Annotated in this window: 13 protein-coding genes; 9 read left to right on the plus strand and 4 right to left on the minus strand. The window is 40.2% G+C overall.

Features of this window, described 5'->3' with window-relative positions:
• Positions 1-205: 205 nt before the first annotated feature.
• The 7 genes from AC3A54_RS12925 to floT all read left to right on the plus strand — a co-directional run bounded on the left by AC3A54_RS12925 (position 206) and on the right by floT (position 7,645).
• Positions 206-1,054, plus strand: coding sequence for a membrane-associated sensor domain-containing protein (locus AC3A54_RS12925; protein ID WP_335544713.1), 849 nt, complete (start codon positions 206-208; stop codon positions 1,052-1,054).
• Between the two features lie 304 nt (positions 1,055-1,358).
• Positions 1,359-2,780, plus strand: a complete 1,422-nt coding sequence (locus AC3A54_RS12930; protein ID WP_487654752.1) for an amino acid permease — start codon at positions 1,359-1,361, stop codon at positions 2,778-2,780.
• A 156-nt stretch (positions 2,781-2,936) separates the two neighbouring features.
• Positions 2,937-3,770: an amino acid ABC transporter substrate-binding protein gene (locus AC3A54_RS12935; protein ID WP_487654753.1), complete on the plus strand. Its 834-nt coding sequence runs from the start codon at positions 2,937-2,939 to the stop codon at positions 3,768-3,770.
• Positions 3,757-4,455 (plus strand): amino acid ABC transporter permease, encoded by a 699-nt coding sequence (locus AC3A54_RS12940; RefSeq protein ID WP_487654754.1) that lies wholly within the window; start codon positions 3,757-3,759, stop codon positions 4,453-4,455. Before AC3A54_RS12935 ends, AC3A54_RS12940 begins: the two co-directional genes overlap by 14 nt.
• Positions 4,456-4,488: 33 nt before the next feature.
• Entirely contained in the window at positions 4,489-5,223 is a 735-nt protein-coding gene (locus AC3A54_RS12945; protein WP_487654755.1) for an amino acid ABC transporter ATP-binding protein, read from the plus strand.
• Between the two features lie 340 nt (positions 5,224-5,563).
• On the plus strand, positions 5,564-6,109 hold the full coding sequence (locus AC3A54_RS12950) for an NfeD family protein (RefSeq protein ID WP_487654777.1): 546 nt from the start codon (positions 5,564-5,566) through the stop codon (positions 6,107-6,109).
• A gap of 15 nt (positions 6,110-6,124) precedes the next feature.
• A complete protein-coding gene (gene floT / locus AC3A54_RS12955) occupies positions 6,125-7,645 on the plus strand; it encodes a flotillin lipid rafts scaffold protein FloT (protein ID WP_487654756.1) in 1,521 nt (506 codons plus the stop codon).
• A gap of 235 nt (positions 7,646-7,880) precedes the next feature.
• On the opposite strand, the gene AC3A54_RS12960 is transcribed toward floT, so the two are convergent.
• Positions 7,881-9,242 (minus strand): sensor histidine kinase, encoded by a 1,362-nt coding sequence (locus AC3A54_RS12960; RefSeq protein WP_487654757.1) that lies wholly within the window; start codon positions 9,240-9,242, stop codon positions 7,881-7,883.
• Positions 9,243-9,415: 173 nt separating this feature from the next.
• Between AC3A54_RS12960 and AC3A54_RS12965 the strand changes: the two genes are divergently transcribed.
• Entirely contained in the window at positions 9,416-10,126 is a 711-nt protein-coding gene (locus AC3A54_RS12965; RefSeq protein ID WP_308082596.1) for a response regulator transcription factor, read from the plus strand.
• Positions 10,104-11,477, plus strand: a complete 1,374-nt coding sequence (locus tag AC3A54_RS12970) for a HAMP domain-containing sensor histidine kinase (RefSeq protein WP_308082597.1) — start codon at positions 10,104-10,106, stop codon at positions 11,475-11,477. Before AC3A54_RS12965 ends, AC3A54_RS12970 begins: the two co-directional genes overlap by 23 nt.
• 33 nt (positions 11,478-11,510) lie before the next feature.
• Here AC3A54_RS12970 and AC3A54_RS12975 read toward each other — a convergent pair whose 3' ends face one another.
• The 3 genes from AC3A54_RS12975 to AC3A54_RS12985 form a co-directional block, all read right to left on the minus strand.
• Entirely contained in the window at positions 11,511-12,269 is a 759-nt protein-coding gene (locus AC3A54_RS12975; protein ID WP_487654758.1) for a (S)-benzoin forming benzil reductase, read from the minus strand.
• A 123-nt stretch (positions 12,270-12,392) separates the two neighbouring features.
• Positions 12,393-13,136, minus strand: coding sequence for an ABC transporter ATP-binding protein (locus tag AC3A54_RS12980; RefSeq protein WP_487654759.1), 744 nt, complete (start codon positions 13,134-13,136; stop codon positions 12,393-12,395).
• On the minus strand, positions 13,133-13,831 hold the full coding sequence (locus tag AC3A54_RS12985) for an ABC transporter permease (protein WP_487654760.1): 699 nt from the start codon (positions 13,829-13,831) through the stop codon (positions 13,133-13,135). The genes AC3A54_RS12980 and AC3A54_RS12985 overlap by 4 nt, the downstream gene beginning before the upstream one ends.
• Positions 13,832-13,877 lie beyond the last annotated feature (46 nt).

Raw genomic sequence — 13,877 nt, forward strand, 5'->3', positions numbered from 1 at the left:
AAAGGTGTCAGACCCCACAATTCAATATCTAGTTAAAACCTAGTGAAATCTAGTCTAGATATTGCATTTTTAGTGGTGTCAGACCCCTTATGAGTCAGCCTCTTTTTTTGTAAAATTCATAAAACAGCTACAAGTATGACCGTCATTTGTAGTCAACTGCTTTTATAATAAAGTAAAACAAGATGTCAAAGGTGGTGTAACCGGTGTGAAAATAACGGAAGGGAGATTTCTAATCTTTTCGGTTTTGGCCATCGTTTTACTAATGATGATTCATGTATTTCAAGCGCAAATTGCTGTCTTTTATAACCCCGCGAACTATGTTGGTTTTCATACGCTTTTAGAGAGCTTTAGCATCGCTATTTCTGCAGCTATACTTTTGTATGGATTGAAAAGCTTTGAGAAGAATCAGTCCAGTCGAATGCTCCTCTTATCTTTTACATTCTTTATAGTAGGGACACTTGACCTGCTCCACACCTTATCCTTTAAAGGGATGCCTTATTTTTTTACTGAAAGCTCTGTCGCGAAAGCCACCTGGTTTTGGGTTTCTGCACGAACTTTTCAGTCACTATTCATTTTAGCTACCCTATTCATTCCTGAACGAAAATTATCAAGGGATTACCGCCCGCTGACTTTACTAGCTGGAATAATCATTGCACTAACTGTCAGCTTCTTAGTTATTTATTATGAAAAAAACTTGCCTATCTTGATGGTAGAAGGTAAAGGAACCACCCTATTGAAAAATGGAATCGAATATGGGATCAGTTTTATTCTTTTTGTCTCTTTAATTAGGACATTGTATCAATATCATCTAGAAAAAAGTGAAGCGATACTTGCGCTGGCGCTTGCTTTTGTTTACTTACTGTTAACCGAGCTAGTTTTTACCATCTATCAAAGTGTATTTGATCTGGATAATTTTTTGGGCCATATTTTTAAAACACTTGGTTTCTATTTCATCTTAAAGAGTTTTTATTTTTCAAATCGGAAGATCGCTGAAGAAGAATACGATGAGGAAGATAAGGATGAAGAAGAGCCGAAAATGATGAGATGGATATAATGGCGAAAACTATCCTATTTTCCATTAACCTCATATTTGATAAACAACATATTGAAGATATAATGGAACTGTTCTATAGAGCATATTCAAATAGTAATGTGATCACGACGTTTGATTACTTACTATTTTTTTTTGGTATTTTCAACGATTTAACACTTTACTAAGATAAAATTTCCTATTGACATAAAGTCTGAATCATCCTATATTAGAAACCGTTGATTATTAATATTTATACAATGAATTGTCGACTTCAAAAATTATTGCACAATAAAAATATACATTTCATCGGAGAGGTGTTAACAGCATGGGGAAAGCAAATAAGTTAGGTTTCTGGGTACTAACCGCACTGGTTGTTGGTAACATGGTTGGTTCGGGTATTTTTATGCTTCCACGTTCTTTATCAGAATCAGCAAGTCCTGCTGGCGTTATTGCTGCATGGCTTGTAACTGGTCTTGGTGTATTAATGACTGCGCTCGTATTCGGAAACTTGGCGGTACGTAAACCTAAATTACAAGGCGGACCGCAAATATATGCAAAAGATTTGTTTAAACAAGGTTCACATGCATCTACTTTATCAGGGTTTATGTCTACTTGGGGTTATTGGATCGGGAACTTAGCAGGGAACGTAGCTATGATTACTACCTTTGCTGGATATTTATCTACTTTTTTCCCGATTTTAACAAGCCAGGCAGACTGGTTCACCATTGGTAACTTTACACTTAAGGTGGGGAATGGTTTAACCTTTATCGTATGTTCTATTCTATTATGGGGAACACACACCATTATTCTTCGCGGGATGGAAAGTGCCGGTAAATTAAACTTTTTAGCTACGGCAGCTAAGGTTGCAGGATTTATCTTATTTATTATCGTTGGTTTGTTTGCGTTTGAAAAAAGTAACATGCTTCCATTCATGGCAGAAAGACTCGATGACGCTGGTCACTCGATTAGTATGATGAAACAAATTAACAACGCAGCAGTTAATACCTTATGGGCATTTATTGGTGTGGAATCAGCAGTCGTTTTTGCCTCACGTGCGAGAAAACAGACAGACGTCAAACGTGCGACAATACTTGGATTAATTATTGCGCTTGGAATATACATCGGAATCAGTACTTTAGTGATGGGGATGTTAGACCAAAACACACTTATTCACTCGGATAAGCCATTAATTGATGCGATTTCTACTGTACTAGGACCAATTGGTGGGAAAGTGTTAGCAGCAGTGGGACTAATCAGCTTATTTGGATCAACGATTGGTTGGTTAATGTTAAGTGCAGAGGTTCCGTATCAAGCAGCAAAACAGGGCTTGTTCCTTCCAGCTTTCTTAAAAGAAAATAAAAAAGGTATACCAGTCTTTTCAATGATTGTTTCAAACGGTTTAGGTCAATTGTTCATTTTCTCTACGATTTCAAAATCAATCTCAGGTGCATTTGATTTTGTTATTGTCATTGCCACTTTATCGTATTTAGTTCCATACTTTATCTCGTCTGTCTATCAACTGAAATTAGTTGTTACAGGAGATACCTATAATGGGGATAAATCCAGAATCACAGATGGAATCATCGCTCTGCTTTCAACCATTTATTCGGTTTGGGTCATCATCGCAGGAACGGCGGATATGAAAACATTCATGTACGGAATGATCCTATTAGCAAGCGGAATACTATTCTACGGACCACTCTTGAAAAAGACAAGGACGAATAAGGCGCAACAAAAGGCCGCATAAATAACTAACCTATCAGGGATTCTCTGATAGGTTTTTTTTATATAAAAAGGGCAAAATAATTTTGATTCCTAACAATTATTTCTTTTGACAGATAGGAATGGATGTAATATGATAATTAAATCCTACAATAACTATCAGGATTAGGGGGTTTTAAGATTGAAAAAGTTAACTGTACTATTTGCACTCTTATTAAGCTTTATGTTTGTTCTATCAGCATGTGGTAAAGACGAGAATGCTGATAAAGATAAAAAGGATTCAGATAAAAAGACAGCTGAAAAAGCTGACGGGGACTTATTGAAAAAAATAAAAGCTGATGGAACGATTACTATTGGTACTGAGGGTACATATCCACCATTTACCTTCCATGATACAAGTGGAAACTTAACTGGATTTGATGTGGAACTTGCACAAGAAGTCGCTAAGCGTCTGGGTGTTAAGGCTGAATTCAAAGAAACACAGTGGGATGCGATGTTCGCCGGACTGGATGCCAAGCGTTTTGATATGATTGCAAACCAAGTAGGAATTCGCCCAGACCGTCAGGAAAAATATAATTTCTCTGATCCGTACATTACGTCATCTGCCGTATTAATTGTAAGCAAGGACAATGATAAGGTAAAAGCCTTTGAAGACATCAAAGGATTAAATTCTGCTCAGTCCTTGACAAGTAACTATGCAGATATGGCGAAAAAACTGGGAGCTAATATTGTTGGTGTAGAAGGCTTCCAACAAGCGGTTGAACTGCTTGCTCAAAAACGTGTCGATGTAACCATCAATGATAAGCTAACATTCTTAGATTTTAAAAAGAGTAAGCCAGATGCACCGGTTAAGGTCGCTGCAACTAGTGATGATGCTTCAACTAGCGGATTTATGTTTAGAAAGAAAAGCGATACGCTTGTGGATGAAGTGAATAAGGTGTTAAAAGATATCATCGATGATGGTACGTATAAAAAAATCTCAGAGAAATGGTTTGGTGAAGATGTACTTAAATAGTATTTTTACTGACCCAGAAAGAGCACAAAAGTTATTTGATATCGCTAAAAGTTCCCTTCAGCCTATGCTGGAGGGAGCTATTTTAAATACGATACCGTTGACCATTATTAGCTTTATTTGCGGATTAACCTTGGCTGTGCTGACAGCATTAGCTAGGATTTCTCATGTAAAGGTATTGCAAAGTATTGCTAGGGTCTATGTTTCAGCGATTCGAGGAACACCGTTGTTAGTGCAATTATTTATTATTTTTTATGGACTTCCTAATCTAGGTGTTACCCTTAATCCATTTATTTCTGCGGTCATTGGATTTTCTCTTAGTGTAGGTGCATATGCATCAGAAATTATCCGGGCAGCGATTCTTTCTATTCCGAAAGGGCAGTGGGAAGCGGGGTATTCCATTGGCATGTCCTATACGCAAGCATTAAGAAGAATTATTCTGCCACAGGCAGCCAAAGTTTCCATTCCGCCTTTATCGAATACCTTTATCAGTCTTGTAAAGGATACATCACTTGCTTCACTTGTGCTCGTAACTGAAATGTTTCGCCGCGCTCAGGAGATTGCTTCAACCAATTATGAATTTTTATTGGTCTATTCCGAAGCGGCACTCCTTTATTGGGTCATTTGCTTTTTCCTTTCCGTCCTTCAAGGTTTTATGGAAAGAAGACTGGATCGATATGGAGCTTAGCATGGGGATTAACGGAAAAAAGGGAGTTTTACGATGATTTCAATTAAAGGTCTATATAAACAATTTGGTCAATTAGAAGTGTTAAAGGGAATTGACCTTGAGGTGGAGAAGGGAAAAGTGGTGGTTGTCATCGGGCCGTCCGGTTCCGGAAAGACGACTATGCTTCGCTGCTTGAATGTGCTGGAAACTCCTACAAAAGGGATTATTTCCATCGAAGGTCAGAGTCTTGATTTTTCAAAGCCAGTTGCGAAAAAAAATATATCCTCGTTCCGGCGATTAACCGGAATGGTGTTTCAAAATTATAATCTTTTCCCACATAAAACGGCCCTTGAGAACGTGATGGAAGGACCAGTGGTGGTGAAGGGTGAAAGTAAAGAGGCTGCTCGAAAAAAGGCTCTGTCTCTATTAGAGAAGGTGGGTCTTGGGGATAAGGTGGACTATTACCCTGCACAGCTTTCAGGCGGCCAGCAACAGCGCGTCGGGATTGCCAGGGCGCTCGCAATGGAGCCAGAGGTCATGCTATTTGATGAACCAACATCTGCGCTTGACCCCGAGCTTGTCGGTGAAGTTTTAAAGGTTATGAAGGATCTTGCCGCAGAAGGTATGACAATGATTGTGGTCACCCATGAAATGCGATTTGCCCGTGAAGCGGCAGATGAGGTCATTTTTATGGACCAAGGTGTAGTGGTCGAAAGAGATAAGCCAGAGGTCATCTTCACCCAGCCAAAAGAAGAACGAACCAGGAAGTTTTTGAATATGATTCAGTAAGGTGCTGTAGCTCGGGGAGCTATGGCACTTTTTTGTTGTTGATATTTCTAGTATTTGGAAAAATAGCCATTACCCTTTGAAAATGAGCCAATCCGATTCAAAAATGAGCCAATCTCCCACAAAATGAGCCAATCTACCCAAAATATAAGCCAATGTTTCCCCAAAATGAGCCAATCGCAAAATTGGCAGGAAAATTGTTCATAATATCTCCTCATCCTACTGCAGGATACTAAGTTTCAATGTTGAATTTATAATTATTAGGTAAATATTTGAAGAAAAATGAAACTTTTTCCACATTCAAACGTAAATATGGTACCTACATAAGAAGGGACTGATGCCTTTGGAACCTTTTAGCATTTCTTTGGAAACCATTTATTTGTATGGCTTGATTATCTCGGGAGTATTAACCATTCTGTATGTCTTGTTTGCAGATGTCTTTCATTTCCACGGAGCGGGTGATGGGGGACTTCACTTTCTCAATCCAGTCTTAATCTTTGCCTTTATCACGGTCTTATCTGCTAGCGGCTATTTGTTTGAAAAGCTATCATCCCTACATTATTTACTCATTTTAGGAATCTCAGCAGTTGCCGCTTTTATGATCGTCACCTTATTAAATGTATTTGTACTCGTACCATTATCCTCTGCGGAGGAGTCTCTGGTCTATAAAGAATCAGACTTAAGGGGACGAATAGGGACCGTAATCACACCTATCCCTGCTGATGGCTTTGGGGAAGTAATGATTGATAGTACAAGTGGAAGAATTGCCAAACCAGCATCAAGCTTTGATGGAGAGCAAATCCCGAATGGAACAACTGTACTTGTCGTGCAGGTAAATAATGGGGTACTTGAAGTCACTGTTCATCAAGAATTAGAGAGTTTTATTTAGAGGGGGTTTTAAGAGATGGAATTTAGCATTATCTGGGTTATTATCGGTATTGTCGCACTTATTCTTATTGCTTTAATTGGCGTGTTTATCACAAAGTATAGAACAGCTGGACCTGACGAGGCACTTATCATAACAGGTAGCTTCCTCGGTAACGGGAGTGTACATGTCGACGAATCAGGAAACAAAATCAAGATTATCCGCGGCGGAGGTAGTTTTATTTTACCAGTATTTCAACAAGCAAAGCCGATTAGCTTGCTTTCTAGTAAACTCGAGGTAACCACTCCTGAGGTCTATACAGAGCAAGGTGTGCCGGTTATGGCTGATGGTGTCGCAATTATTAAAATTGGCGGTTCTATTAGTGAAATCGCAACGGCTGCTGAACAGTTTCTTGGCAAGCCGAAGGAAGATCGTGAAAACGAAGCAAGAGAAGTCCTTGAGGGTCATTTACGGTCGATTCTTGGCTCGATGACGGTGGAAGAAATTTATAAAAACCGTGACAAGTTTTCGCAGGAGGTCCAAAGGGTGGCATCACAGGATCTAGCGAAAATGGGGTTAGTCATTGTCTCGTTCACTATTAAAGATGTTCGTGATAAAAATGGCTACCTCGACTCACTTGGTAAGCCGCGTATTGCGCAAGTAAAAAGGGATGCCGATATTGCTACTGCCGAGGCGGAGAAAGAAACACGGATTAAAAAAGCGGAAGCCGCTAAGGAAGCAAAACGCAGTGAACTGGAGCGGGCAACAGAAATCGCTGAAGCAGAGAAAACGAATCAGCTGAAAGTCGCTGATTTCCGCCGTGAGCAAGATATTGCCAAAGCCCGTGCAGACCAAGCGTATGATCTTGAAAGTGCACGTTCGAAGCAAGAGGTAATGGAGCAAGAAATGCAAATCAAGATTATAGAAAGACAAAAGCAAATTGAACTGGAAGAGAAAGAAATTCAGCGTCGCGAACGCCAATATGATTCCGAAGTGAAGAAGAAGGCCGATGCTGACCGTTACTCTGTTGAGCAATCAGCAGCAGCGGATAAAGCGAAGCAAATGGCGGAAGCAGAAGCAAATAAATACCGGATTGAAGCCATGGCAAAGGCGGAAGCAGAGAGAATCCGCTTAGATGGTTTGGCGAAAGCAGAAGCACAAAAGGCACAGGGTTCAACGGAAGCCGAAATTATCCGCTTAAAAGGTTTGGCAGAAGCAGAAGCGAAAGAAAAAATTGCCGAAGCGTTCGAGCAATTCGGGCAAGCGGCAATCTTGGATATGGTCATTAAAATGCTCCCAGAATATGCGAAGCAAGTGGCTGCTCCATTAGCTAATATCGATAAAATTACGGTTGTGGATACGGGCGGTGGCTCAGGTGAAAACGGCGGTGCCAATAAAATCACCAGCTACGCCACGAATCTAATGGCGAGCCTTCAGGAATCCTTAAAGGCTTCAAGCGGAATTGATGTGAAAGAACTTATTGAAAACTATTCAGGTAAAGGCAATGTGAGAAAAAGTATTGAGGAATTAACAGACGAAGTGAAAAAGAAAGTAGAATAAACAACAAAAACTCCTTATCAATCAGCTTGATAAGGAGTTTTTATTTAGGCTTTGTTAAACTTGTCTGTTGATTTCCGCTCCAGGCGCTTCGCTTTCCGTGGGCGTTTCGGCGAGCCTCCTCGGCGCTCACGCCTGCGGGGTCTCCCCTGAACCGTACTCCCACAGGAGTCTTCGCGCCTTCCGCTCCATTCAACAGGGTATAAAAATCAACAATGTTCTTTTACACAGCTTTTATTTAAATGATTATTTCAAATGTCGTCCCTTCATTCGGGCTGCTAGTTACCTCCACAGTTCCACCATGGGCCTCGACCAACTGTTTCACAATGGCGAGTCCAAGCCCCGATCCGCCAAGAGCCCGGGTTCTTGATTTATCCACACGATAGAAGCGTTCAAAGATGCGAGGTAAATCTTTTTCAGGAATACCTTTCCCTTCATCTTGTAATCGTATATGAATTTTTCCACTAATCTGTTTCGCCCCAAGTCTAATTTTGGTATGAGGCTCCGAATATTTCCGCGCATTATCCAGCAGATTTAGAATGACCTGTTCAAATCGGATCTGGTCAATCGATAAATAAAGATCATCCGGGCAATCAAGAAAAAGGTCCATATGCTGTTCTTTCAGTGCTGGAGAAACTTTTTCAATGATTCCTTGGAAATAGGGACGTAGATGAACCTCTTCCTTTTCAATAGAGAATGTATTTTCATCCATTTTCGCCAAATTAAAAAGTTCCTTTACTAGGTTGGATAACTTCAGTGACTCTTCATGGATAATGTTTAAATACTGTTTCCGATCCTGTTCATTCGTTTCCTTACGTCGAGCGATATCTGCATAGCCCTTAATATAAGTTAATGGCGTTCGCAGCTCGTGTGAGATACTTGCTAGGAATTCATTTCGTTCATTCTTTAAAATTTCTAGATCACTCGCTAAGACTTGAATGGACTCCCCCAGATCCCCGATTTCGTCCTTCCCCAACTTTGGCAAAGAGACGCTGAGGTCACCTTTACTGATTCGTTTGGTCGCCTCACTCATTTTAATTAGCGGATGTGTGACCACTCGGGTCAAAAACACAATGATGATAATCATAAATAATAGAGAAAGCAGTCCTGCAAGCAGAAAATGCTGGTTAAGTCCGGAGATTAAGTCTTTAATTTTTTGTGTATTTTGGAACATGTATACATAGCCATCAATCTGTTGATCAATGACAACAGGACTAATTGAAGCAATATACGTAGCATTTTTCCAATTGTCTTCTAAGATCAGTCCTTCATGTGGTATCTTCTTCGGTGTATTACGGAGAATTTGCTTCATTTCATCCGTTACTTTATTTGATGACATATAAATGGCGCCATCTGGTTTCGTAAGGATTACCTGTGTATCTGTCTGGGCTTCCATCATAGCAATATGTCTAATTGTTTCATCATGGAAGGAAGCCTCTAATACTTCCCGATGGTTATTCCCCCTGGTCTGGAGCGCAGACAATTCCTCATGCACGCGGGAATGAATAATATTATTATGCAAAAAGAACATCGAAATCGTTTCTAGTAGAAAAATGGCTAAGAAGAAAAGCAAGCCTATTTTAAATGATATTTTATTCATTCTATTCAGCACCTCACTCCCCTTAGAATACTACAACATTAGAATAGAAGGGGACTCTTATTGTAGCTAATTTTTAAAAATTGAAGATGTTTTGACTAAGTTGTAGCGAATTTGTGAAGTTACAAAAATCACAGACCCAAGATGATATAGTAAAGATATGGGGAGTGATTATAATGAAAATATTATTAGTGGATGACGAACGTAGAATTATAGAAGTTCTCGAGGCCTACTTAGAGAGAGAAGGCTATGAAATTCACAGTGCTGATAATGGAATAGATGCTTTAAAGAAGGCAAAAAGCATAAACCCTGACTTAATTATATTAGACCTTATGCTGCCCGATATTTCTGGGGAAGAGGTTTGCCGGCTCGTACGGAAAGAATCAGATGTTCCCATTCTGATGCTTACGGCCAAATCGGCAGAGGATGACCGAATCAACGGAATTGTTATGGGTGCAGATGACTACTTAACGAAGCCATTTAGTCCTCGGGAAGTGGTTGTACGCGTTCAGGCAATTTTAAGGCGTGTCAAAAAGACGGAGAAAGTACAACTCCTTGAATTCAACGAAAAAAAACTAGTGGTAGACATTATAAAGAAAGAAGTCAAAGTAAACGGAGAATATGTGACATTAACACCAATCGAATACAAGCTATTAACGAATATGGCGGAAAATCCAGGTCGTGTATACAGTCGAATGGACTTATTAGAGAAAATTCAGGACGAGGGCATGTACTATGAAGGCTATGAACGCAGTGTGGATACACATATTAAAAACCTCCGCAAAAAAATAGAGCAAGATACACGACAGCCGGATTTCATCGTTACTGTTTTTGGGATGGGCTATAAATTTGGAGGGGTACTAGATGCTGCAAACACTCCGGTCTAAAATCCTTTTTTATTTAGTTTTGATTTCTATGATCGGAATCTTAATCGTCAGCTTTTTTATTCAATATGGATTTGAAGAGAGCTTTAATAGTTATTTAGACCACAACAGAGAAAAGAAGATTGATCGGATTATCACGGAAATTGAGAAGGATTATAGGAAGAATGGACATTTTACCAGTGATCCTGTGTATGGTCTGTTGCATGAGCATGCAATGACTGATCAGCTTTATTTTCAATTATATGATCGGTTTGGACAACTGCAGATGGATTCTTCTAACATTCGGAGCATGCTGAATAGCTTCGGTTTGACTGAACCAGCACCGGATGGGGAGGAGTGGCATTCCAAATCCTATACACTGAAGGTGAATAATACCATCATTGGAAAACTGGTGGCCATTTATCCTAAAGGCTTAATTGATGATGAATATACGTTTATCCAATCTATCCAACTCTATATTTACGCAGCGGTATGTTTAACGATTGTTCTAGCCATCGTCTTCAGCATGCTTTTTTCAAAAAAGCTGACATCTGGTTTAAAGAAGCTATCTTTTGCCGCAAATGAACTTCAGCAGCATAATTTGGACATTCGAATCCCATTGTCAGGTCTGCCTACAGAAGTGAAACAAATTGCTATCTCATTTAATAACCTTGCAGAATCCTTGGCGAGGGAAGAAATGCTTCGGAAGCAGTTTACGGGTGATTTGGCCCATGAATTAAGGACGCCCTTAGCGACTTTAAGAAGTCAAATTGAAGCCTTTCAGGACGGAATTTGGGAGCCAACACCACAGCGTTTACAGGTAAGTCACGAAGAGCTGATGCGGTTAGTAAGACTAGTGAATGAACTAGAAAAATTACTCGCTGCTGAAAATCCGCAAATTAGGCTGGAAAAAATAGAATTAGAGGCTGGTAGTGTATTAGAGGCATTGTACGAAATGTTTATGCCTATTTTTAAGGAAAAGGGTGTTCATCTTCACATCGAGGAACCGAAACAAGAGGAATTGTTTGAGGCGGACAAAGACAAGCTCATGCAAATCCTTTCAAACATACTTAATAATGCATTGAAATATACACCAGAAGGGAAGAATGTTACCCTTTCTGTGCAAACGGATAAGGAAGGCTATGTTGGCTTCAAAATTCAAGATGAAGGCTCTGGCATGGCCGAAGATGATATCCCGCATATATTCGAACGGTTCTATCGCGGCGACAAATCACGAGACCGCAAAACAGGCGGGGTCGGCATTGGTCTCTCCATTGTGAAGGCCTTAATGGATGCCCACAAAGGATTAATCAAAGTAAAAAGTAAACTAAATAAGGGAACCAGCATAACCTTATGGTTTCCACAAGAAGACTAAAAGAGGCCTTTGCTAGATGCAAGGCCTCTTTGCTTACTTTAATAGTTCATTAATATTGTACACTTTTCCACTTTCAATATTCCCGCTTAACAGTAAGTCTACTAATGCATTGGCCACGGTGTCTGCCTGTAAGAGAGTATTTTTTTCCTTGAATTCCTTGAAGCGCTCCAAATCTTTAAACGCATCTTTTGAGGAAGAGCGAATGGTAGCTTGCATGTTGGTATCCATGACTCCTGGACTAAAGGCAATGATTTTGTTGTTAGTCTTCAGTTCAGCTTGTTCGAGTGCTGCTGTCTGTGTAAACATATTAATGCCCGCTTTAGAACTGCAGTACACACTCCAGCCTTCGATTGAACGAACGGCTGCCCCGGAGGTTACATTGATGACCTGTACTGCTGTATTTGTGACCTGCGCTTTATTAAAAAAGAGATTGGTTATAATGATCGGTGCAATTAAATTAACTTGGATATTACGGATAATCGGCGTTTGATCTAAATTTCCGACAGTCTGGATCGGTTCGATAACGCCTGCGTTGTTAAAAAGAAGAATCTCTTTAGGATTCTTTTCAAAAATCCAGTGGGCAATCTCCATAAATACTTCCTGTACTTCTTTTTCCAAAGAGAGATTGCAGACATAGTGCTGATAAAATAGGCCATTTTCGGCCGCCAATTGTTTCATTTCCTCGTTTTCTGTTCTAGAAACAGAAACGACGGCAATTTGTTCTTGAATGAGGCGTTTTGCAATCGCTTCGCCTAGCCCCTTTGATGCACCGGTTATAATTGCATATTTCATGGAATGAACTCCCCCTTTAAACCACAGGTTAATATGTATCTGTAAAAAGTTAACTTCTACCATATTTTATTCCTCTCGTCGTTTTTAATCAAACGAAAAAGGCAGCCCTCATGGAGCTGCCGTTTAACGTGCGACGGGAAAGAATTTTTTCCATTCATTTAAGAAGGGAGCGGTGGCGGCATTCGGATGTTCGAGGACCCGAGAAGTGGGGCCGGTTTGCTTCACTTCACCGTTGGCAATAATGGTAAGCTGTTTGGTAAGATAGTGAATCTCCATTAAGTCATGGCTGACAAACACTGCCGTGGTTTTTGCTTCTTCAATAATTCGCTTGAAATCCTCCATTAACCTTATTTTTGTCGGAAAATCTAAAGCGGAAAAAGGTTCATCGAGAAAAAGAATTTCGGGTTCCACAATCATAGCACGTGCTAAATTCACCCTTTGCGCCTCGCCTCCGGATAAATAGAGTGCATTTTTTTTCGTGAGATGCGTGATACCGAATACCTCCATCCAATAAGCCACTTTTTCCTTAATGTCGCTTTTTGGAACCTTTCGTAAGGTTAAGCCAATGGCGATGTTGTGAAAAACAGTTGCATCTAAAAGTAAGGATTGCTGGAGGGCAATTGAGAATTTCCTTCGTAATTCTAGCGGAACATTTCCTTTCGGGATGGACTGTCCACGGTAAAGAATCTCACCGTTCGTTTGATTATCAAGAAAAGCGAGTACCTTTAGCAGTGTACTTTTTCCCGCCCCATTCGGTCCCATAATGCCGACGAATTCCCCTTCATGAATGTGAAACTCAGGAATATTGAGAATGGTTCTACCATGGGCTGTAAAGGTGAGGTTTTTCAGCTCGATTAATGGGCTCATGAAAATCGCTTCCTTTGCTGTAAAAAGGTTAAAATCGCTGTAATCAATAGGGCAACGGTTAATAAAATAAACGAGAGAGCGAGGGCAATATCAAAATTTCCTTTCGACACTTCCATCACAATCGAAGTGGTTAATATACGGGTGTCGCCTTGGATATTACCACCTACCATCATGGCGGCACCCACCTCAGCAATGACCCGGCCAAAGCCAGCCATTACCGCAGCTAAAATTGCAATTTTAGATTGTTTGACGAGGATGACTAATGTTTGCCATTTCGTTGCTCCGAGCGCTTTAATTTGCAGAAGCATTTTATCATTAATTTGCTGAAAAGCAGAACAGGTTAAGCTTGTAATAATGGGTAAAGAGACTAATACTTGGGCCATGACAATGGCTGTGGGTGAATACAGCAGGGACCAATCACCTAACGGGCCGGAGCGCCATAAAAACATGGTAATCCAAAGTCCTGCAACAACAGGGGGGAGACCCATTCCCATATTAATAAATAATAGAAGTAATTTGCGGCCTCTAAATCTAGTTAATCCAAGTAGAATACCAAGGGGAAGACCAAGCAGGGTGCTAAATAGGATGGAAATTAAACAGACCTTTAGAGTCAGCCAAGTAATTTCAAATACCTCAGGGTCACCTGAGAAGATCATTTCAAATGCTTTCTTAAGCCCATCTATTAATAGTTCCATCCTAAGTTGCCCTCCAGGTCTTAAAAGGAGGCTGACCTCAGTGTTT

The sequence above is a fragment of the Neobacillus sp. Soil_C_43 genome, from assembly GCF_057656715.1.